This window comes from Pseudomonas sp. NPDC089396, assembly GCF_044749545.1.
Classification (GTDB): domain Bacteria; phylum Pseudomonadota; class Gammaproteobacteria; order Pseudomonadales; family Pseudomonadaceae; genus Aquipseudomonas.
Genome location: NZ_JBIVIC010000015.1, coordinates 101,027 through 120,007, shown reverse-complemented (window position 1 = coordinate 120,007; position 18,981 = coordinate 101,027). Strand labels below are relative to the sequence as shown.

Annotated in this window: 22 protein-coding genes; 2 read left to right on the top strand and 20 right to left on the bottom strand. The window is 62.5% G+C overall.

What is annotated here, in order from left to right; translation table 11 throughout:
* Positions 1 to 27 precede the first annotated feature (27 nt).
* The 5 genes from ACIPZB_RS23265 to ACIPZB_RS23245 all read right to left on the bottom strand — a co-directional run bounded on the left by ACIPZB_RS23265 (position 28) and on the right by ACIPZB_RS23245 (position 3,505).
* The gene (locus tag ACIPZB_RS23265; protein WP_400642893.1) at positions 28 to 444 is read right to left on the bottom strand and encodes a cupin domain-containing protein; all 417 of its coding nucleotides are present in this window, start codon (positions 442 to 444) and stop codon (positions 28 to 30) included.
* A gap of 107 nt (positions 445 to 551) precedes the next feature.
* Complete coding sequence (locus ACIPZB_RS23260) at positions 552 to 1,112, bottom strand: DUF1285 domain-containing protein (protein ID WP_400642892.1); 561 nt, start codon at positions 1,110 to 1,112, stop codon at positions 552 to 554.
* A 10-nt stretch (positions 1,113 to 1,122) separates the two neighbouring features.
* Entirely contained in the window at positions 1,123 to 1,728 is a 606-nt protein-coding gene (locus ACIPZB_RS23255; protein ID WP_400642891.1) for a DUF4823 domain-containing protein, read from the bottom strand.
* 65 nt (positions 1,729 to 1,793) lie between these two features.
* Entirely contained in the window at positions 1,794 to 2,762 is a 969-nt protein-coding gene (locus ACIPZB_RS23250; RefSeq protein ID WP_400642889.1) for a GTP 3',8-cyclase MoaA, read from the bottom strand.
* A gap of 107 nt (positions 2,763 to 2,869) precedes the next feature.
* Positions 2,870 to 3,505 carry a TetR/AcrR family transcriptional regulator gene (locus tag ACIPZB_RS23245; protein WP_008096393.1) on the bottom strand — a complete coding sequence of 212 codons (636 nt, stop codon included), beginning with the start codon at positions 3,503 to 3,505 and terminating at the stop codon, positions 2,870 to 2,872.
* 72 nt (positions 3,506 to 3,577) lie between these two features.
* Here ACIPZB_RS23245 and ACIPZB_RS23240 point away from each other — a divergent pair, with 72 nt between their 5' ends.
* Positions 3,578 to 4,711: an aminotransferase class V-fold PLP-dependent enzyme gene (locus ACIPZB_RS23240; protein ID WP_400642887.1), complete on the top strand. Its 1,134-nt coding sequence runs from the start codon at positions 3,578 to 3,580 to the stop codon at positions 4,709 to 4,711.
* Positions 4,712 to 4,984: 273 nt separating this feature from the next.
* Here the strand turns inward: ACIPZB_RS23240 and ACIPZB_RS23235 are convergent, their stop codons facing one another.
* The 12 genes from ACIPZB_RS23235 to ACIPZB_RS23180 all read right to left on the bottom strand — a co-directional run bounded on the left by ACIPZB_RS23235 (position 4,985) and on the right by ACIPZB_RS23180 (position 14,839).
* Positions 4,985 to 5,764 carry a TatD family hydrolase gene (locus tag ACIPZB_RS23235; RefSeq protein ID WP_400642886.1) on the bottom strand — a complete coding sequence of 260 codons (780 nt, stop codon included), beginning with the start codon at positions 5,762 to 5,764 and terminating at the stop codon, positions 4,985 to 4,987.
* Positions 5,765 to 5,794: 30 nt separating this feature from the next.
* Positions 5,795 to 6,781, bottom strand: coding sequence for a DNA polymerase III subunit delta' (locus ACIPZB_RS23230; protein WP_400642884.1), 987 nt, complete (start codon positions 6,779 to 6,781; stop codon positions 5,795 to 5,797).
* The gene (gene tmk / locus ACIPZB_RS23225; RefSeq protein WP_400642882.1) at positions 6,774 to 7,406 is read right to left on the bottom strand and encodes a dTMP kinase; all 633 of its coding nucleotides are present in this window, start codon (positions 7,404 to 7,406) and stop codon (positions 6,774 to 6,776) included. Before tmk ends, ACIPZB_RS23230 begins: the two co-directional genes overlap by 8 nt.
* A gap of 9 nt (positions 7,407 to 7,415) precedes the next feature.
* A complete protein-coding gene (gene mltG / locus ACIPZB_RS23220; protein ID WP_400642880.1) occupies positions 7,416 to 8,600 on the bottom strand; it encodes an endolytic transglycosylase MltG in 1,185 nt (394 codons plus the stop codon).
* A gap of 4 nt (positions 8,601 to 8,604) precedes the next feature.
* On the bottom strand, positions 8,605 to 9,420 hold the full coding sequence (pabC, locus tag ACIPZB_RS23215; protein ID WP_400642878.1) for an aminodeoxychorismate lyase: 816 nt from the start codon (positions 9,418 to 9,420) through the stop codon (positions 8,605 to 8,607).
* The gene (gene fabF, locus ACIPZB_RS23210) at positions 9,420 to 10,664 is read right to left on the bottom strand and encodes a beta-ketoacyl-ACP synthase II (RefSeq protein ID WP_400642876.1); all 1,245 of its coding nucleotides are present in this window, start codon (positions 10,662 to 10,664) and stop codon (positions 9,420 to 9,422) included. The genes pabC and fabF overlap by 1 nt, the downstream gene beginning before the upstream one ends.
* A 174-nt stretch (positions 10,665 to 10,838) precedes the next feature.
* Positions 10,839 to 11,075 (bottom strand): acyl carrier protein, encoded by a 237-nt coding sequence (gene acpP / locus ACIPZB_RS23205; protein ID WP_008096410.1) that lies wholly within the window; start codon positions 11,073 to 11,075, stop codon positions 10,839 to 10,841.
* Between the two features lie 203 nt (positions 11,076 to 11,278).
* Positions 11,279 to 12,019, bottom strand: coding sequence for a 3-oxoacyl-ACP reductase FabG (gene fabG / locus ACIPZB_RS23200; protein ID WP_400642874.1), 741 nt, complete (start codon positions 12,017 to 12,019; stop codon positions 11,279 to 11,281).
* 16 nt (positions 12,020 to 12,035) lie between these two features.
* Positions 12,036 to 12,974 carry an ACP S-malonyltransferase gene (fabD, locus tag ACIPZB_RS23195; protein WP_400642873.1) on the bottom strand — a complete coding sequence of 313 codons (939 nt, stop codon included), beginning with the start codon at positions 12,972 to 12,974 and terminating at the stop codon, positions 12,036 to 12,038.
* 127 nt (positions 12,975 to 13,101) lie between these two features.
* Positions 13,102 to 14,112 (bottom strand): phosphate acyltransferase PlsX, encoded by a 1,011-nt coding sequence (gene plsX, locus ACIPZB_RS23190; protein ID WP_400642872.1) that lies wholly within the window; start codon positions 14,110 to 14,112, stop codon positions 13,102 to 13,104.
* A 3-nt stretch (positions 14,113 to 14,115) separates the two neighbouring features.
* A complete protein-coding gene (rpmF, locus tag ACIPZB_RS23185) occupies positions 14,116 to 14,298 on the bottom strand; it encodes a 50S ribosomal protein L32 (RefSeq protein ID WP_008096416.1) in 183 nt (60 codons plus the stop codon).
* A gap of 13 nt (positions 14,299 to 14,311) precedes the next feature.
* Positions 14,312 to 14,839, bottom strand: a complete 528-nt coding sequence (locus tag ACIPZB_RS23180) for a YceD family protein (RefSeq protein WP_008096418.1) — start codon at positions 14,837 to 14,839, stop codon at positions 14,312 to 14,314.
* Positions 14,840 to 14,935: 96 nt separating this feature from the next.
* Here ACIPZB_RS23180 and ACIPZB_RS23175 point away from each other — a divergent pair, with 96 nt between their 5' ends.
* A complete protein-coding gene (locus tag ACIPZB_RS23175) occupies positions 14,936 to 15,514 on the top strand; it encodes a Maf family protein (protein ID WP_400642871.1) in 579 nt (192 codons plus the stop codon).
* A gap of 98 nt (positions 15,515 to 15,612) precedes the next feature.
* On the opposite strand, the gene ACIPZB_RS23170 is transcribed toward ACIPZB_RS23175, so the two are convergent.
* From ACIPZB_RS23170 to rluC, 3 genes are read right to left on the bottom strand one after another with little or no spacing between them, the layout of a single operon-like run.
* On the bottom strand, positions 15,613 to 16,602 hold the full coding sequence (locus ACIPZB_RS23170; protein WP_400642870.1) for a S49 family peptidase: 990 nt from the start codon (positions 16,600 to 16,602) through the stop codon (positions 15,613 to 15,615).
* 2 nt (positions 16,603 to 16,604) lie between these two features.
* A complete protein-coding gene (locus ACIPZB_RS23165) occupies positions 16,605 to 17,285 on the bottom strand; it encodes an HAD family hydrolase (protein WP_400642869.1) in 681 nt (226 codons plus the stop codon).
* 3 nt (positions 17,286 to 17,288) lie between these two features.
* Entirely contained in the window at positions 17,289 to 18,245 is a 957-nt protein-coding gene (gene rluC / locus ACIPZB_RS23160; RefSeq protein ID WP_400642868.1) for a 23S rRNA pseudouridine(955/2504/2580) synthase RluC, read from the bottom strand.
* Positions 18,246 to 18,981 lie beyond the last annotated feature (736 nt).

Here is an 18,981-nt window from a genome sequence, read left to right as displayed (position 1 = left end):
CACCCCCGCCGTTCGCGGCGGGGTGCTTCATTGCGCCAAGGGCAACGTCACGGGCTTGCCTTCATCCACCAGGCTCCAGACCAGCAACTTGGCAGGCTTGGTCTTGCTGGCGTTGCGCGACACGCTGTGCACGGTGCCTGGCGCTTCGTACCAGTAATCACCCGTCTTGTAGGTCTTTTCCTGCTCATCATTGAGCTTTGATACCACTGCCCCTTCCAGCACATAGGCCATTACCGCACCGGGATGCTGGTGGGCGGGCGAAGCCTGGCCGGGCGCATAGCTGACGGTAAGCATCACCGCTTGCTTGCCGGGTGCATTCGAAGGCTGTTTTTCCTGCAGGACCTTGACCTGGTCAGGCACGTCACCGTGCGCCCAGGCATTGGATTGACCAGCGAGCAAGCCGATGCTGAACAGCATGGCAAAAGGAAGATACGAAGGTTTCATGGGGCTTCTCCTGATTGGCAACTGCCTGCAGGTTAGGCCCGGGGCCACGAGAGGCAAACGGCCAATTCAGGGAAAAAGCAGGGGGCCGCTTCCAAGCCCCCAGGGTTTCAGCAATCACGCCCGATGGGATAGAACTCGCCATGGCTCCAGACACCCAGCCATTGTTCGCCATCAATGACTCGCGGGACCGCCAGCTCGACCATCTGGTAGAACACATTGCGATGGATCAACGCTTCGAGATTTGTGCGCATCAGCACATACGGTGACGGCTCCTGGGTGACGGGATCGATCTCCACCCGCAAAGGATTAGCCGGGCCCGCCTCGACCTGGTCCTCGACATTACTGGTAAAGCTCAGCACCTGTTGCTCACCACTGCCCTGCACGTCCAGGGTCACGGCAACGAAAGGTGCATCGTCGACACGGATACCCACCTTCTCGACCGGCGTGATCAGGAAGTAGTCGTCCCCATCACGACGGATGATCGTGGAGAACAAGCGCACCATCGGCTTGCGACCGATCGGCGTACCCAGGTAGTACCAGGTACCGTCACGGGCAATGCGCATGTCGATGTCGCCACAGAAGTCCGGATTCCACAGTTGCACCGGCGGCAGGCCCTTGTGCTTGGGTATCTGTGCCAGTAGATCATTGGCCTTGCCGGAATCCGTCATCGCGCTCGCCTCACTCACTCATGCCCAGAAGGCTACGAGCGTACTCGCGCATGGGTGCGCCAAGCAAATCCTGGGGCGAATTGTCGTGGAACGTCAACAATCCGCCACGGCTCTTGATTCGTGCGGTATCGATCAGGTAACGGGTACTGGTTTCGATCAGCATCATCTGTACGACCCCCGTATCCCAGCCGACGCGATCGACCGCCTGTTCGTCATACCATTCATCGCCGTTGCCAATACGGTCGTCGGTGCGCGCGAAACGGGTATACAGCACGTAGTCGGCACCGACCGCACGCGCCTCGGCAATCGCTTCCTCCAGGCCCAGTGGCCCCTGGGCGCGACGCACCAGCGGGAAGTACTCGACGAAACTCTTGAACGCCTCTTCGGCCACCACGTTCTGCTGCGGCAGCGGGCCTTTACCCGGCGGCACGAAGGCGCCCTGGCCAATGAAGATGAACGAGTCGGGCTGCAGGCGAATCGACAGGGAGCGGCGAGTATCGCTGTGGTCCAGCAGGCCGGCATCGCTCATGTGATAACGGACGCCTTCGCCCATATCGCTGACATTCATGCAGCCACCCAGCGCCAACAGCGCCAGGGGCAAGACCAGGCTACGCATCTTTCCTCCAATGGCCGGCGACGAAAAACCGGCGAATAGCTGGCGGATGCAGCTTTTGCGCCAGATCAGCCGCCGATCACCTTCATCACCGTCACGCCCCCGGAAAACGCCAGCTCCTGCTTATCGGCCAAGGCCTTGACCAGCAAGCGCTGCAACGCAGGCAGTGCCTCGTGACGTGGCTTTTCCAGCAGATCGCCGACAAAGTGACGATTGCTCGACGACAGGCAGCCATGCAGCCAACCGGTGGACGACAGCCGCAAGCGCGAACAAGTACGGCAGAACGGCACGCTTTCATTGGCGATTACACCGAAATGGCCCTTGCCGGGGATCTGGTAGCGCAGCGCGGTGGCATCCAGGGGTGCCGGGGCCTGCTGGTAATCGTGGGCCTGGCCGATCAGGGCGAGCAAATGGTCAAGCCCCACGAACTGCTGCAGGAACGCATTGTGATCGCGAGCCAGGTGGCCCATGCGCATCAGCTCGATGAAGCGCAGCTCAAAGCCGCGTTCAAGGCAGTAATCGAGCATTGGCAGCACCTGGTCCAGGTTCTGCCCCCGCATCGGCACCATGTTCACCTTGATCTGCATGCCCATGCCCTGGGCCTGCTGCATGCCGGCGAGCACGCTGGCCAGGTCGCCGCCGCGGGCGATACGGCGGAAGGAATGGGGGTCGAGGGTATCGAGTGAAACGTTCAGGCGGCGAATGCCGGCCGCCAGCAGTTGCGGCAACTTGCGCGAGAGCAGCTGGCCATTGGTGGTCAGGGTGATGTCTTCAAGGTCGAGTTTGGCGACGCCGGCAAGGAAAGCATCCAACCTCGGGCTTACCAGAGGCTCGCCGCCGGTGATGCGCAGGCGCTCGATACCGGCGGTCTCGATCAGGTAGGCCACACCGCGGGTCAACGCCTCGGCCGTCAGTTCATCCTGGGCCGCCACCAGGCGCTTGCCGTCAGGCACGCAATAGCTGCAGGCATAGTTGCAAGCAGCTGTCAGGCTGACGCGCAGGTTGCGAAAACGCCTGCCTTGACGATCGACGATCATGAATGACTCCGGCATGGATGAATCGGGGCCGGCAAAACCTGACTCAAAATTCAGGTTTTTGCAAGCCCCTGCTCGATGCCGGCCTCAATTCGAGTCAATGAAAGCCTTCAGTTGGTCGCTTCTGGGTCGCGCTTGCGCTTGTTGCCCATGCGCACGCCGATGTCCATGAGGAACTGGAAGAACCCTTCCTGGTCCTCCAGCACATTGCTCCAGAACGGCGAGTGGTACAGCGCCACGGCGCCGTGAACCAGTGCCCAGGCGGCGCAGTAGTGGAAGTACGGCGGCACGTCTTCGAGCTTGCCTTCGCTGATGCGGCCCTTGATCAGCTGGGTCAGGCGGTCGAAGTTCGAGGCGCGGATGCTGTGCAACTCCTCGACCATCTCGGGCACCTGATTGCCCTTGACCACCTTTTCCTCCAGGCGGTCGAATAACCGATACCGTTGCGGATCGCGCATGCGGAACTCGAAGTAGGCGCGCGACAGCGCCTCCTTGTCGCGGTCGACATCGGCCGAATGCAACAGCGCGTTCAAATCACGCTCGTAGTCGAGCATCAGGCGCAGGTAAATCTCCGCCTTGGACTTGAAATGCTTGTAGATCGTGCCTTTGCCGATACCCACGGCATCAGCGATCATCTCGACGGTGACGCTATCTTCACCCTGTTCGAGAAACAGCTTGAGTGCAGTGTCGAGGATTTCCTGTTCGCGACGGCGAAACTCACGGACCTTACGAGGTTCTTTCTGCATAGGAAGGACTGGATGACAATCGAAGCGGTTTATTATGCCTAACTTGCAGCAAATTGCACGGATCTTCCAACCATGTCTATGTTTCACGATGAGTTCGAACAGGCCCCGGGACTGCGCTACCTGAACCATGCGGCCATCGCCCCCTGGCCGCGTCGGGCCAGTGAAGCAGTGGCACGCTTCGCGCGTGACAACGTCAACCTGGGCGCCAGCGAGTACCCGGCATGGCTGGCCACCGAGCGGCGCCTGCGCGAACGCCTGGCCCGCCTGATCAACGCCCCATCGCGTGCTGACATTGCCCTGGTCAAGAACACCTCGCAAGCCCTTTCGCTGGTTGCTTTCGGCCTCGACTGGCAGGCGGGCGACCAGGTCGTGATCAGCGACGAGGAGTTTCCCTCCAACAGGGTCGTGTGGGAGGCGTTGGCCGATCGCGGTGTGGAGGTGATTCAGGTAAGCCTTGCCGGGACCGACCCGGAGTCTTCGCTGTTGGGCGCCTGCAGCCCGCGCACGCGCTTGCTGGCGGTCAGCGCCGTGCAGTTCGGCAGCGGCTTGCGCCTGGACCTGGCGCGCCTGGGCCAGGGCTGCCAGGCGCGCGATGTGCTGTTTTGTGTCGATGCCATCCAGCACATCGGCGCCCTGCCCTTCGACGTGCAGAACTATCAATGCGATTTCGCCATGGCCGATGGCCACAAGTGGATGCTGGGCCCGGAAGGCCTGGGCGTGTTCTATTGTCGCGCGGCATTACGCCCGCGCCTCAGGCTCAACGCCTATGGCTGGCATATGCTCGAACACCTGGGTGACTTCGAACGCCGACAGTGGCAGCCGGCGCGCAGCGCGCGACGCTTCGAGTGTGGCAGCCCCAACATGCTGGGCGCCTGCGCGCTGGAAGCAAGCCTGTCGTTGCTGGAAGAGGTCGGTATGGATGAGGTGGCGCGGCAACTGCAACAACGGATCGACCAGTTGCATCAGGGGCTGGCCAGCATTCCCGGGGTACACCTGCACAGCCCGGCGGCCCTGGAAAGACGGGGCGGCATCGTGACTTTCAGTATTCAGGGACACGCCAGCGCCGATGTTTATCGAGCGCTTTCGGCGCAGCGGACGATCTGTGCCCTACGCGGCCCCGGTGTGCGCTTTTCGCCGCATTTCTACACCAAAGAACAACTGATCGACGAAGCTATCCAGCAAGTGCGGCGACTGGCCATACGCTGAAGAAGGAATGGAAGGCGGACGTATTCCAAATCTGTTTAAAAAACGATCAGCAGGCACTGGCACTGCGCCAAACCTGACCAATACTTGAAGTGTTGGCGCGGCGCATCCCCCCCAAGTGGCGCGCCAATAAAGGTGCTCAGGGACCGCGTACCTTTGTTTTACTCCTAATGGTCTTAACCCGGATTCCCCCCCCAGAACCCGGGTTTTTTTTGTCCGGGGGCCTGACTTGGAATCTTTGTCGCCTAGACGATCGAGCGCCGCCCTACCAAAGCCCTAGACTCGGGCCAGCGGGAACAACCGCTTGAAGTTGGCGGTGGTCTGGCTGGCCAGTTGCTCGTAGCTGACGCCACGCAAGGAGGCCACGTACTCGGCCACCTCGCGCACGTACTGCGGCAGGTTTGGCTTGCCACGGTGCGGGATTGGCGCCAGGTAGGGAGAATCGGTTTCCACCAGCAAGCGATCGAACGGCACCTGCCGGGCAACCTCGCGCAAGGCTTCGGCGTTGCGGAAGGTCACGATGCCCGACAACGAAATGTAGTAGCCCAGGTCCAGGGCTGCCTTGGCCATGTCCCAGTCCTCGGTGAAGCAGTGCAATACACCGGCCTGGGGCAAATTCGCCTCGCGCAGCAGCGCCAAGGTATCGGCCCTGGCCCCACGGGTGTGCACGATCACCGGCTTGCCGGTCTGGCGCGATGCCTCCAGGTGCAGGCGGAACGAGGCCTGCTGCAATTCGGCCGCTTCAGGCTCGTAGTGGTAGTCCAGCCCGGTTTCGCCGATGGCAACCACATGTGGATGCGCCAGCTCGCCCAGCAGCCACTCTAGGGCTGGAGTCTCGCCCGGGGCGAGGTCCAGCGGATGCACCCCTACCGAGCAATCGACATCGGCGTACTGCTCGCTGAGGGCCTTGACCGCCCCGGCATTCTCGGCGCTCACGCCAATGCACAGAAAATGCCCGACACCCCGCTCACGTGCTGCCTGCAAAGCGGCATCGAGGGAGCCCTGGTGGGCACTCAGGTCAAGACGGTCGAGGTGGCAATGGGAATCTACGAGCATGGGATACGACACACATGAAGAAATGAAAGATCAGCGAGCACCGGGCAGTTGCAGCCAATGGGCCAGCAACGCTTCCAGCAGCAGCACGCGGTTGAGGTTGGCCTTGCCCAGCACCTTCTGGCGCTGTTCGAGGATCCATGCCTGAACCTCGAGCACCTTGGCCTGCCGGCTCTTTTGCGCCAGGTATTGCACCACCTTGCGCATATCGGCCAAGCCTAGCCCCGCTTCGTCCTGGCTCAGTTGATAGCGCAGGATCAGGTGCGACCAGTCGAAGAACCAGTCGAACAGCAACAACAATGGCACATTGCTCCAGGCATCGGCCAGCTGGCTGGGCGATTGCTGTTGCTTGAGCAGCTTTTTCACACCCTCGGTGACCAGCGCACGCTGCTCGCGCACACCCTGTGCCTGCAGGCTTACAGCCATCAACGGCGAGCCGGCAGCCAGGGTCAGCAGTTCATCGCGCTCCACCTCGTCGCTGTCTGGCAGCGCCGTCGCCAGCCAGGCCTGGCTCTGGGCCAGGCTGGGCTGCGGGCAGGTGACCTGCTGGCATCGGCTCTTGATGGTGGGCAGCAAGCGGCTGGGCTGGTGGCTGACGAGCAGCAGCACGGTATCCCCGGAGGGCTCTTCCAGGCTCTTGAGCAAGGCGTTGGAGGCATTGACGTTCATCGCCTCGACCGGCTCGATCAGCACCACCTTGCGCCCGCCCAACTGAGCGGTCTGGACGATGAAGGACACCAGCTCGCGCACCTGGTCGACCTTGATCGGCTTGTCGGCCTCTTCCGGCTCCAGCACGAAGTTGTCTGGATGGCTACCGGCCTTGAGTAACAGGCAGGCCTTGCACTGACCACAGGCATCCAGCCCCTGCGGGTGCTGGCACAGCAGGCGGGCCATCAGGCGCTCGGCCAAGGCGCGCTTGCCGATCCCCTGGGGGCCGTGCAACAGGTAGGCGTGGGCATGCTGGGCACGCCCGGCCAACTGCTGCCACAGCGCCTGCTGCCAGGGGTAGGCTTCAGCCACGGCAGCGCTCCACGATAGCGGGCAACAGCGCGTCGATGGCGCGCTGCACCGCATCCAGCGGCTGCGCGGCATCCAGCAGGTTGTAGCGCTGCGGTTCGCCCTGGGCGCGCTGCAGATAGGCCTGGCGCACCGCTTCGAAGAAGGCCTGGCCTTCCTGCTCGAAACGGTCCAGACGACCGCGCGCGGCGGCACGGGCCAAGCCGACTTCAACAGGCAGATCGAAAACCAGTGTCAGGTCCGGGCGCAGATCGCCCTGGACGAACTGCTCCAGGGCGGCGATGCGCGCCACCGACAGGCCACGACCGCCCCCTTGGTAGGCGTAGGTTGCATCCGTGAAGCGGTCGCACAGCACCACCGCGCCCTTGGCCAGCGCCGGGCGGATCACCTCGGCCAGGTGTTGGGCACGTGCAGCGAATACCAGCAGCAGCTCGGTGTCGGCAGCCATCACTTCATCGCTGGGTGCCAGCAAGAGCTCACGAACCTTCTCGGCCAGCGGGGTACCACCAGGTTCGCGGGTCAACACCACATCCAGCCCGTGCTCACGCAGTCGCGCGGCCAGGTAGTCGCGATTGGTGCTCTTGCCCGCGCCTTCGGGGCCTTCCAGGGTAATAAACAAGCCGCTCACAGGCAGTCCTTAATGTTGTTCGTCGGGTGCCGGCACATCGGCCGGGGCAGGTTCGCTGGCGGGCTCTGGCTCGCTGGCCGGGGCCGACTCCTGCGGCGATGGCTCGTCCGACTCGGGCTGGGCCTCTGGCAAGGGCTCTGGCAAGGGCTCTGGAGCAGCCTGCGGCCCGGGGCTTGAGCGGTAATCTGCGCGCCGCTTGAGCTGGAACTCGCGCACTGCCGAGTTGTGATCGTCCAGGTCGTCGGAGAACACATGGCTGCCATCGCCACGGGCAACGAAGTACAGGCTGGTGCCATCGGACGGGTTGAGCGCGGCGTGGATCGCCTCGCGCCCGACCATGGCAATCGGTGTCGGCGGCAACCCGGTCATGGTGTAGGTGTTGTAGGGCGTCGGCTCGCGCAGGTCGGCGCGGGTAATCCTGCCGTTATAGCGCTCACCCATGCCGTAGATCACCGTCGGGTCGGTCTGCAGCATCATCCCCAGGCGCAGGCGCCGGACGAACACGCCAGCGATCTGCCCACGTTCCTGGGGAATCCCGGTTTCCTTTTCCACCAGCGAAGCCATGATCAACGCCTGGTAAGGGTCACGGTAAGGCAAGTCGGTGGTGCGCTCGGCCCACTCCTTGGCCAGTACGTCATCCAGGCGCATGTAGGCCTGCTGCAGCAACTCCGCGTCGCTCATGCCGCGAACGAAGCGGTAGGTATCCGGGAAGAAGCGCCCTTCGGGGAACACACCGGTATGGCCAAGCTGGTCCATCACCTCGGCGTCGGACAGGCCATCGAGGGTGTGCTTGAGCTTCTCATGCTTGGCGATTGCCGAACGAACCTGGCGGAAGGTCCAACCTTCGACCAGGGTCAGGTTGTACTGCACCACGTCAGCACGGCGCCAGGCGTCGAACAGATCTTCGACGGTCATGCCTGGGGTGAGGCGGTACTCGCCGGTCTTCAGCGGAGTGCCTGCCATATTGAAGCGCCAGTACAGGCGCAGCCAAACGGCGTCATCAAGCAGCCCCTCGCGCTCCATGCTGTAGAACATGCGATTGGGGTTGGTGCCACTGGGCACGTCGAGCAGGCGCTCCTGCGTCACGTGCAAGGGCTGCTCCAGGACCGAGTTGACCTTCCATGCCGACCAGCCCAATGCCAGGCCGGCGAGGATCAAACCCATTTCCAGCAGCAGCAGGAATTTGCGTCTCACGAATTCAGGTATCCAGTAACGTACGGGCAACGGCCTGCAGTTTAAGGGTGAGCGGGCCCGGCGACCAGTTCAGCGCGGCAATTGCACGCACCGGCCAAACCCCGTAGACGCTGTTGCAGACAAACACTTCATCGGCCTGCTCCAGCGCTTCGAACGACAGGTCGCCTACCTGCACCGGTATCGCCAGTGCCTGCGCCTGCTCCAGCAACGCCCCGCGCATCACACCCGCGACCCCACAACGGCTGAGGTCGGCGGTAAGCAACACGCCGTCGCGTACCAGAAACAGGTTGCTGTACACACCTTCGATCACCCTGCCCTGCCCGTCACGCATCAGGCCTTCGGCATGTTCGCTGTCCTGCCATTCGGCACGGGCCAGCACCTGCTCCAGGCGGTTGAGGTGTTTGAGGCCGGCCAGCAACGGTTGTTCCCCTAGCCGGGTCTGGCAGGGAAACAAGCGCACGCCGAGCTCGGCATGTTCGACAGGATAGCTGGGCAGCGGGCTGCCTTGCAGAATTCGCCGCGGTGCGACACCCGCCGCCGGTGCATAGCCACGCTGGCTGTCGCCACGGGTGAGGATGAGTTTGGCTACACCGTCACCCAACTGGCAGGCATAGCGCTGGATTTCATCCCGCAACAGCGCCAGGTCAGCGTCGAGCCCCAGGCGCTGACAACCCAGCGCCAGGCGGGCCAGGTGGCCGTCCAGCAAGCTGGGCCGGCCCGCGCGCACGGCGATGGTCTCGAACAGGCCATCGCCGTAGGCCAGGCCACGGTTCTGCAAGTTGACCGTGGTCGCAGGCAGGCCGTCGACCCAGCTGTGCATCAACCGGCGAACCGGCGGAACACCAGCGAGCCGTTGGTGCCACCAAAGCCGAACGAGTTGGACAGCACCACGTCGATCGCCATGCTGCGCGCCACGTGTGGCACGAAGTCGAGATCGCAGCCTTCGTCCGGCTCATCCAGGTTGATGGTCGGCGGTGCCATCTGGCTGTTGATTGCCAGCACACTGAAGATCGCCTCGACAGCACCCGCAGCACCCAGCAGGTGACCAGTCATCGACTTGGTCGAGCTGACGGCTACCTTGTAGGCGTGCTCGCCGAATACCCGCTTGATGGCCGCCACTTCGGCTACGTCGCCGGCGGGCGTCGAGGTGCCGTGGGCGTTGATGTAGCTGACGGCTTCCGGCTGGATGCCGGCGTCGCGCAAGGCATTGGCCATGCAGCGGGCCGCACCTTCACCGCTGTCAGGCGGCGAGGTCATGTGGTAAGCGTCGCCGCTCATGCCGAAACCGACCAGCTCGGCATAGATGGTCGCACCACGCGCCTGGGCGTGTTCCAGCTCTTCGAGCACCAGGGCGCCGGCACCGTCGGAGAGCACGAAGCCGTCACGCCCCTTGTCCCACGGGCGGCTGGCCCGGGTCGGCTCGTCGTTGCGGGTCGACAGCGCGCGCGAGGCACCGAAGCCGCCCATGCCCAGGCCACAGGCTGCCATTTCGGCGCCACCGGCGATCATCACGTCGGCTTCACCGTAGGCGATGTTGCGCGCGGCCATGCCGATGCAGTGGGTGCCGGTGGTGCACGCCGTGGCGATGGCGTAGTTCGGCCCCTGCAGACCCAGGTGGATCGACAGGAAACCGGAGATCATGTTGATGATCGAACCCGGCACGAAGAACGGCGAAATGCGGCGCGGCCCCTGCTCGTGCAGGGTACGGCTGGTTTCTTCGATGTTGGTCAGGCCGCCGATGCCCGAGCCCATGGCCACGCCAATGCGCTCGCGGTTGGCGTCGGTGACTTCCAGGCCGGCATTGCGAACTGCCTGGAAACCAGCCGCCAGGCCGTATTGAATGAACAGGTCAAGCTTGCGAGCTTCCTTGGCCGACAGGTACTGCTCGACCTCGAAGCCCTTCACCGAGCCGCCAAAACGGGTGGAGTAGGCAGACAGATCCGTATGTTCGATCGGACCAATGCCACTGCGGCCAGCCAGAATGCCCTGCCAGGTGCTCGGTACATCGGTACCCAGTGGCGACAGCATACCCATACCGGTGACCACGACGCGTCTACGCGACACAGTACTCTCCTTTTCTAATAACTAGAGTCTCTTGCCATTGCATTCAGGCAATGGAATGAAATGGCAACAGGCTCTCGGTGCGAGCGGATCGACGCCAGCGTTTCGCAAAGAAAAAACCGCACGCCGGCAAAGGCAGTGCGGTTTTTCTCGTCAAGAAGCGACGACTACAGCGTCTTAGGCCTTGTGGCTGTTGACGTAGTCGATGGCAGCTTGAACGGTAGTGATCTTCTCGGCTTCTTCGTCAGGGATTTCGGTCTCGAATTCCTCTTCCAGAGCCATCACCAGCTCAACGGTGTCAAGCGAATCGGCACCCAGGTCATCGACGAAGGACTTCTCGTTGGTCACTTCCTCTTCCTTGACGCCCAGTTGCTCGGCGACGATTTTCTTGACGCGTTCTTCGATGGTGCTCATACCTAGTTTTCACTCCTAATGGACATATGTCAGGCAGCTGGCCGGTGACCAATTTTATAGAAAGACGTTCGCTTTTCAAGCGGAACGCACCTTCGCGTTAGTCACCCGACCCCCTGCCTGGAATCTGGTTGCAGCTTTATAACGGATTTTAGGCTCGGAGTATGACTCTTTTTTTAAGCAATCCGTCACATTGAGTTGCAGTGTTACATGTACATCCCGCCGTTCACCGGCACAGTGGCGCCGGTGACATAGGCTGCGCCGTCGGATGCCAGGAAGGAAACCACCTTGGCGATCTCCTCGGCCTGGCCCAGGCGGCCCAGCGGAATCTGGGTCTGCAGGGCTTCGCGCTGCGCTTCTGGCAGCTCGCGGGTCATGTCGGTATCGATGAAGCCCGGGGTCACCGAGTTGACGGTGATACCGCGCGAGCCCACTTCACGCGCCAGGGCGCGACTGAAGCCTTCGAGGCCTGCCTTGGCGGCTGCGTAGTTGGCCTGGCCGGCGTTACCCATCGCACCAACGACCGAGCCGATGCTGATGATACGACCCCAACGCGCCTTGGTCATGCCACGCAGCACGCCCTTGGACAAACGGTAGAGGCTGTTCAGGTTGGTGTCGATCACGTCGAACCACTCGTCGTCCTTCATGCGCAGCATGAGGTTGTCGCGGGTGATACCGGCGTTGTTGACCAGGATGGCCGGTGCGCCGAATTGCTCACCGATGGCGCCCAGTACCGCTTCCACGGATTCGGCGCTGGTCACGTTCAGCTCCATGCCGGTGCCGGTGATGCCGTGTTCTTTCAGGGTGGCAGCGATGCACTCGGCGCCGGAGGCCGAAGTGGCGGTGCCGATCACGGTCGCGCCCTGGCGGCCCAGCTCGAGGGCGATGGCCTGGCCGATACCACGGCTGGCGCCGGTAACCAGTGCAACTTTACCTTGCAGGCTCATGCAAGCTTCTCCAAATTCAGGCCAGCGCCGCGCGGGTGGCGGCGACAGCGTCAGGGGTATTGAGGTTGTAGGTGGTGACGCCGTCGGCGCAACGCTTGTTCAGGCCTGCCAGGACCTTGCCCGGGCCGCACTCGACCAGGTTGACCGCGCCATTTGCGGCGAGGGTCTGCACGCACTCGACCCAGCGCACCGGCTGGTACAGCTGCGCCAGCAAGTCGTGCTTGAGCGTGTCGAGGTCGGCGGCGACGGCGGCGGTGACGTTCTGCACCACCGGGATCTGCGGGGCCTTCCATTCGATAGCGTTGACGTTCTCGGCGAAACGCTCGGCGGCCGGCTTCATCAGGGCACAGTGCGACGGCACGCTGACCGCCAGTGGCAGGGCGCGCTTGGCACCCGCCTCTTTGCACAGCTCCATGGCACGATCCACCGCAGCCTTGTTGCCAGCAATCACAACCTGGCCTGGCGAGTTGAAGTTCACCGCGCTGACCACTTCATCTTCGGCCGCCTTGGCACAGATCTCGACCACCACGACGTCATCCAGGCCGAGGATCGCGGCCATGGCGCCATGGCCGGCCGGGACGGCCTCCTGCATCAGCTGACCGCGACGCTCGACCAGGCGCACGGCATCTTTCAGCGACAGGCTGCCAGCGGCAACCAGGGCGCTGTATTCACCCAGGCTGTGACCGGAAACGAAAGCCGGCTTGGCGCCGCCCTCCTCCAGCCACAGGCGCCACAGCGCGATGGAAGCGGTGAGGATCGCAGGCTGAGTCTTGTCGGTTTGATTGAGTTGTTCTTCCGGGCCTTCCTGGACCAGCTTCCACAGGTCGTAACCCAGAGCGTCGGAGGCCTCCTTGAAGGTCTCAACGATCACCGGCTTTTCGGCGCCCAGTTCCTTGAGCATGCCCAGCGACTGGGAACCTTGACCGGGGAAGACGAATGCGAGGGATGCAGACATTGAACAAGCCCTTATGATCTTGTCGTCGAATGGGGTGCGCCGAGCCGTGGGCTGGACGCAGAATCTGAAAACTTGGATGTATACGCAGACCAAGCGGTCACATTTAAGCACTTCATCGGCGAAATGCCTAAGGCAACAAATCTTCTAGGCGACCATGCAGGCGCTGCGGCAGGTTTTCCTGTATCTCGATCAAGGCCCGCTGGATCGCACTCTGAAACCCCTCCACACCCGCTGAGCCATGGCTTTTGATGACGATACCCTGAAGACCAAGGAAACTCGCACCATTGTGCCGCGCCGGTGCCAGGTCGGCTTTCAGGCGCTTGAGCAAGGGCATGGCCATGGCCCCAGCCAACCTCGACAAGGCTCCCCCCTTGAACAGCCGCTCGATGCGAACCCCGATCATGGTCGCCAGGCCTTCGCTGGACTTGAGCAGGATGTTGCCGACAAAGCCGTCGCACACCACCACATCTGCCTCACCACGATACAGCCCGTCACCTTCGACGAAACCGACGTAATTGAGGCCGCGGGCGCTCTGCAGCAACGTAGCCGCCAGCTTGACCTGCTGGTTACCCTTGATGTCCTCGGTACCGATGTTCAGCAGCGCAACGCGCGGCCGATGAATACCCAGGGCCTGGGCAGCCACCGAACCCATTACGGCAAACTGATAGAGGTTTTCTGCACTGCAGTCGACGTTGGCGCCGAGGTCGAGCAACTGACAGTAACCCGCCTGGGTGGGAATCGCCGCGACCATGGCTGGCCGATCGATGCCGGGCAACGTCTTGAGCACGAAACGCGACAGCGCCATCAGCGCTCCCGTATTGCCGGCACTCACGCAGGCCTGCGCCTTGCCGTCACGCACCAGTTCGAGGGCGATGCGCATCGACGAATCCGGCTTGCCCCGCAATGCCTGAGAGGGACGCTCGTCCATACCGATCACCTCGCTGGCAGCGACAATCTGCAGACGCGCGCGATCCGCAGCCGCTAGGCCGCTGACAAGATCTTCAAGGAGGGAGGGTTGACCGACGAGGGTCAGGTGCAGCGAGGGAGTAGCCGAAAGGCAGGCGATACTGGCCTGGACAATGCTGCGGGGACCGAAGTCCCCGCCCATTGCGTCGATCGCGATGATCTGAGCGGACAAGGATTACTCGTCAGCGCCCTTGTCGATCACTTTGCGACCACGGTATACGCCTTCTGGCGAAACGTGGTGACGCAGGTGTACTTCACCGGTGGATTTCTCTACCGACAGCGCGTTTTCCGACAGGGCGTCGTGCGAACGGCGCATGTCACGGGCAGAGCGGGATTTTTTGTTCTGCTGAACAGCCATAATTGATTAACTCCTAAACGTTTGGGTCACGCTTTAACTGCGCCAAAACACTGAACGGGTTGGACCGCGATACCTCGTCCTTGCTCGAATCGGGCTCGTCTGCGCCCGCCGGCTGCTGGCATTCTTCCGGATGATGAGCAGGCACGATGGGCAAGGCGAGCAGAAGCTCCTCCTCGATCAAGGCCTGCAGATCCAAAGGATCTTCGCCCAGTTCCAGCACGTCATAGCCTTTCGGCAACGACTGGGTATTCGCACCCTCCTTCACCACAGCGTACGTACACTCGCTGTGGATCGGCAGGGTGACCAGCTCAAGACAACGCTGGCAAACCATTTTGACCTCGACGTCCAGCTCGGTGTGGATAACCACCACGTGCTGTTCATCTCGTTCAAAATCGAACTTCGCCTGCACCGTACCGACATTGTCGGAAAGCGGGTCGCAGAGTCTTTCCAAATCAGCGAGTTGCAGCGAACCGTTAAGGGTTACGCCACGATCGGCTAATTTGCGCGGGTCAACGTGAGGTGGAATCGGGTCATTCAACATAGGCGCAGCATTCTAGGGATGCCCCCCGCCTCTGTCAAAGGAAATTCGGCGGCATCTCGCATGTTAGAATCGGGTTCAACTGACCAGGAGTCTACCATGCTGCCTCTGTTGCTGGCTTCCAGCTCTGCCTACCGACGCGAACTGCTCGCGCGCCTGCGCCTGCCCTTCACCTGGGCAAGCCCCGACCTAGACGAGCGGCGTCTGGATGACGAGCCGGCCACGGCACTGGTGCGGCGCCTGGCCAGACAGAAGGCCGAAGCGCTTGCCGGCAGCCACCCCGGGCACCTGATCATCGGCTCCGATCAGGTTGCCGTGCTGGGCGAACAGATCCTGGGCAAGCCACATACCTTCGAGCGCGCCTGCGAACAGCTGCTGGAAGCGAGCGGGCAGCACGTCACCTTCCTCACCGGGCTGGCGCTGCTGAACAGCGCCACAGGGCAATGCCAGGTCGATTGCGTGCCATTTACCGTAATGATGCGGGAGCTGGACCGGGAGCGCGTGGAGCGCTATGTGACAGCGGAGCAGCCGCTGGATTGCGCAGGCAGCTTCAAGGCGGAGGGACTGGGGGTGAGCTTGTTCCAGAGCACGCATGGGTGCGACGCCACCAGCCTGATCGGGCTGCCGTTGATTCGACTGGTGGACATGCTGACCAAGGAAGGGGTGGTGATCCCCTGAGAGAATGCGTCGACCCCATCGCCGGCAAGCCGGCTCCCACAGGTACAGAGGTGCACTCACTGTGGGAGCCGGCTTGCCGGCGATAGGGCCGGAACAGATCAGCGCAGAACAGGCCCCTGGAAGCCCATCCACATGGCCAGGTGCTCAGCCACACTGGCACCAATGCGCTTGGAGAAGCGATCGAACGGCGACTCCTGGACAGTGAAGTCCACCAGATCCTTCTCGCCGACGATTTCACGCGCCACGTAGCTGGCACTGCCCAGGCCATCCACCAGCCCCAGCGCCTTGGCCTGCTCACCCGACCACACCAGGCCACTGAACAGCTCGGGATGATCCTTGTCCTTCAAGCGATCGCCGCGACCCTGCTTGACCATGGCGATGAACTGCTGGTGCGTGGTATTCAGCACGCCCTGCCAAAACGCTCGTTCTTCCGGTTTCTCTGGCGAGAATGGATCGAGGAAAGCCTTGTGCTCGCCCGCAGTGTAGGTACGCCGCTCGACTCCCAGCTTCTCCATCGAACCGACGAAACCGTAGCCGGCCGCCGTCACACCAATGGAGCCGACCAGGCTGGCCTTGTCGGCATAGATCTCGTCCGCCGCACTGGCGATGTAATAGGCGCCGGAAGCCCCTAGATCAGCGATGACCGCATACAGCTTGATAGCGGGATACTCGCCGCGCAGGCGACGGATTTCGTCATACACGTAACCCGCCTGCACCGGACTGCCGCCCGGGCTGTTTATGCGCATCACCACTGCCTTGGTGCCGGAGTCCTTGAACGCCTCACGCAGGCTCTTGACGATGTTGTCGGCGCTGGCTGCCTCTTGATCGGCGATTACCCCGCGCACCTCCACCAATGCTGTATGACTGCCGCTACGCGAAGCAGCCTTGTCCACATCCATGAACGGCAGGAACAGGGCCAGCAGGCCGAACAGATAAACGAAGGTCAGGAGCTTGAAGAAAATCCCCCAGCGCCGCGCACGACGCTGCTCCTGAACCCCCGCCAGCAGGGTCTTTTCCAACAGCTTCCAGCTTTTGCGCTCTTCGCGCTCCTCAGGCTCGGACTCAGGTGCTTTCCACTCGTCAGCCATGCTCACCTACCTTGGAATTGGAATTGCTTGGAACCCGCCAGCCACTCGCGCAGCTGGGAGAAATGATCGATACACACTTGCGGGCCAAACTCTGCCAGCGCCTGCAGCGACATGGCGCCATAACCGACGGCCGCAGAATGCATGCCAGCATTGCTGGCCATCTGCAGGTCGAACGCCGAATCTCCGACCATCAGCGCGCGGCCGGGTTCGACACCACAGTGGCCAAGAATCTCTTCGAGCATCAAGGGATGCGGCTTGCCTCGCGTCTCGTCGGCGGCGCGGGTGATGTCGAAAAACCGCTCCCAGCCGTTGGCCTTGAGCACCCGATCGAGGCCGCGACGCGCCTTGCCGGTTGCCACCGCCAGGCGATACCCCTCGGCACGAAAACCATCCAGTGACTCGACCACCCCTTCGAACAACGGCGAAGGCTGCTGATCGAGCGCCATGTAGATATCGGCGTAGTGCTGACGGAAAGCTTCCACCTGCACCGGCTCGAGGTGCGGATAGAGCGTCGAAATGGCCTCACCGAGCGCCAGGCCGATGATGCCCTTGACCGCCGATTCATCGCTCTGCGCTTCACCGGCACGCTCGGCGGCGGCATTCATGGCCTCGACGATACGACCGATCGAGTCGGCCAAGGTGCCATCCCAATCGAAGATCAGCAGCTCATACGCTTTTCTCATAGATCACGACGCACTCAGACGCTCCACCGTTTTCGCCCATACCTCGTCCACCGGCGCCTCCAGCTTGAGCTCACCGCCATCGGGCAGCGGCACAGTCAGGGCGTAGGCATGCAGGAACAGGCGCTTGCCTCCCAGCTCGCGGATCTCGCGACTGAAATCTTCGTCACCATACTTGCTGTCACCGGCAATCATGTGCCCGGCGTGCAGGGTATGCACACGGATCTGATGAGTACGCCCGGTAATCGGCCGCGCCTCGACGATGGTGGCGAACTCGCCGAAGCGGCGCAGCACGCGGAACAGGGTCAACGCCTCCTTGCCTTCGTCATTCACCTCGACCATGCGCTCGCCCGAGCGCAGGTTGCTCTTGAGCAACGGCGCGTTGACCTGCTTCTTCGAAGTCGGCCAGTGGCCACGCACCAGCGCCATGTAGCGCTTGTCGACACCATCACCGCGCAAGGCGGCATGCAGGTGGCGCAGCATGCTGCGCTTCTTGGCGATCATCAGCAGGCCCGAGGTGTCGCGGTCCAGGCGGTGCACCAACTCCAGCTCCTTGGCGTCCGGGCGCAGCTGACGCAGCGCCTCGATCACCCCGAAGCTCAGGCCGCTACCGCCATGCACGGCGATGCCGGCCGGCTTGTTCATCACGATCAGCGCCTTGTCTTCGTAGACGATGGCCGCCTCCAGGCGCTGCAGCAGCCCCTGGGCAACCGGCGCCGGCTCGTCACGCTCGGGCAAGCGGACCGGCGGCACCCTTACGATGTCACCGGCCTGGATCTTGTACTCAGGTTTGACGCGGCCCTTGTTGACCCGCACCTCGCCTTTGCGCAGGATGCGGTACACCAGCGTCTTGGGCACGCCCTTGAGCGCCGTGATGAGGAAATTGTCGATGCGTTGGCCGGCAAGCTCCGGCGCGACTTCGATCAGCTTTACGCCGGAAGTCGGAGGGGTATTGGTCGTCATTACGGGATCATAACAATTTTTTATGGAATTGAAGCACTTAATCATTACTGCTATAGTCGCGAACGCCGCCAAAAGCGGCAGGCCAGCGGCACCAGGCCCTTAGCCGGTCCCTGACCAAAGCAATTCTGCAGGACGCGAGGCCGTCCTACGGGGTTTTCGCCAGTTTACCGAATTGCCTGGAATCGCCACCAGCGCCGTGTAGAGAAGACCGAAAAAAAACGACAAGCGCGGTGTTTCACCTGCTTACCCGCTTCTTTTCGCCGCACCTCTGCCCGCCCGTCGCTTCCACGCAACGCCCGGCGAATGCTTCGGAAATACCTGCCTTGGACATGAATGGCGCCAGCCCAGAAACTGCGCTGGCGAAAAATGCAACCCGTTGCGGATTCAGCGCGCGGCAGCACCCGAATTATCAGGGATACGTGCAGGGTGGAGATGCACAGCCCTCGGACCGTGTAGCACCGCGTCCGGCCACCGGCCCACTGAATGGCCGGCGAGCGGATAAGGTCCTGAACAGATGCCTCCGGGCGTCCACGGCTGACGGTTGATTCCTCCTCCTGACTGAGTGCACGAGGCCTGCTGGGTTGATTCGGATATCGATTCGGATATCTCTGCAGAAACCGCAGGGGCCTCTTGGCACCGCAGCAAACAGGACGCGTCGTCGCGACAACGGCAGGCTGGGTTACCGGCTGGTGCCGAACGTTGCTCGACACGGGGGTGGCCCGGCCACCCTTTGCGC